Source organism: Bacillus sp. MBGLi79, from assembly GCF_002953915.1.
Genome location: NZ_CP026521.1, coordinates 2,950,702 through 2,952,696 on the forward strand (window position 1 = coordinate 2,950,702; position 1,995 = coordinate 2,952,696).

The 1,995-nt window shown below is 38.2% G+C and carries 1 protein-coding gene and 1 pseudogene; both read left to right on the plus strand.

The genetic code is table 11. The features are described from left to right. Positions 1–43 precede the first annotated feature (43 nt). Positions 44–157: pseudogene (locus tag C1T29_RS24835) on the plus strand (hypothetical protein); the annotation flags it as partial. A gap of 369 nt (positions 158–526) precedes the next feature. Next, a partial coding sequence (locus C1T29_RS14980) for a T7SS effector LXG polymorphic toxin (protein WP_208945488.1) occupies positions 527–1,995 on the plus strand: 1,469 nt, incomplete at its 3' end.

The window sequence follows — 1,995 nt, forward strand, 5'->3', positions numbered from 1 at the left end:
CCTTAAACAAACGTTTGGTGAAAGCTGTCTGGGAAACAAAGATGAAAATATTTAGAAGAATTAACGGCAAAATATTATGAACTACTTTCAAACAGTTTTCCCTTTACATCTTGGGGACGAATCAAGTGGGAAGAAGTTTGTTGTCACCAATCTATAGATTACGAGGAAGAGATTTACGATTGGATAGCTAAACACCATTTTAAAGATAGAAACATTATCATTCTATGGGGTTACGGAGAACAGCCAGCATTAAAAACTAGTCTTGAACATGCATTAAACGTAATTGATGATGTAACTGCCGTTGGTTCAGATACTTTTATGTTAAGTGAATCCGGCTACGTTATCGAATTTTTCCATGATGGCGATGTTACAATTGGAAAGTGCCCTTTCTTGGAAACGATTAGCGAATAGGTAAAATGACACAGATCGAATGATTCATTTCCACCATTTGATCCACATAACAGTTAGTTTCATCATTCTTCCATGGTAATATTTTGTTATGACGATTAAATGAAAGGATATGATCATGAAAGTATTTGAAGCCAAAACCTTGCTCTCCGAGGCTGAAAAGCGAGCAAAGGAATACAAAGAATTAAAAAGTAAAATGGTCAAATTAAAGAAAGCGTTCAAAGCTGTTGCAGATTTAGATGATAGCGAGTTTTCAGGCAAAGGTGCTAATAACATCAAATCATTTTATGAAGACCAAGCTGGCATTGCTGACCAATGGATTGATTTAATTGAGATGAAAATTTCTTTCTTAACGAGTATTCCTGGTTTCTTAGAAGACGCCAACTTATCAGATGCCTACATAGAAGAAACCTTTTTAGCGCATGAGCTTGCTAACGCCTCCACCAAATCAAAATCCATCATGTCTGAACAGAAAAAAGCCATGCAAGATATATTAAATGATATCAACGATATACTGCCTTTGGATCTGTTCTCGACAGAAACTTTTAAAAATGAACTTTCGTCTGCCGAAAAGAAACGAAAAGAAGCCATTGAGAAAATGGATGAAGTTGACGAAAACTTAACATCAGAATACGGACTATCAGAAGCAAATGAACAAATGATTCAAGCTGATTATCAAGCTTTAATGAATGCGACAGCAAAAGGCAAAAGCGCCTCTCCTATTCACTATAATGCGAAGGCTTATAGAGACAGTGAGATTCACAAGATGACTGAGGAAGTAAAGAAACAATCAACAGACTACATCTCTTTTAAGGACCAACAGGCGGAACAAAGAAGAATTGCAAAAGAACAAGAAGAACTGGCGAACAGACCATGGTATGAAAAGTCTTGGGATGCTGTTTGTAATTTTACAGGAGAGGTCTCTGGATATTATGATTATAAAAGAGCCGCTGATGGGGTTGATCCTGTTACCGGCGAAAAGCTAACTGCTGGACAACGGGTCGCTGCCGGTGCAATGGCTGCGGCAGGATACATCCCTATCGTAGGATGGGCAGGTAAATTAGCTAAAGGTGGAAAAGCTGTTTATTCAACAAGTAAGGCATTGTATAGAGCAGACAAAGCTCTCGATGTATACAAAACACCTAAGACATTCCATGCTCTTCAAAACTCCAGCAAAGGACTTTATGGACTTGCTTCTGCAAATGGTTTTAGCGAGGCCATAACAGGACGCGATATGTTCGGGAATAAAGTCTCTAAAGAGAGGCAAGAACAGAGCCTTAGTGGAGCAATGGCAATGTTGGTTCCTTTCGGAGCTCGCGGAATTAACAAAAAACTTAATGCAAAATCGAGTTCCCGAGTTAGCGAAACATCTACTAACACCAGCAAAAAACCTAAAGTTCCTAAAACTTACAAAAGACCAACTTATTTCCGTAAAGGCGTTAGAGATAAGGTTTGGGAAAATGCTAAGGATTCAACCGGATCTGTTAAAGACCCGTTAACAAAACAGGTAATGAAAAAAGATGAACCATGGGATATGGGTCATAAACCAGGTTATGAATTTAGAAAACATCAACAAAGTGCAATGGA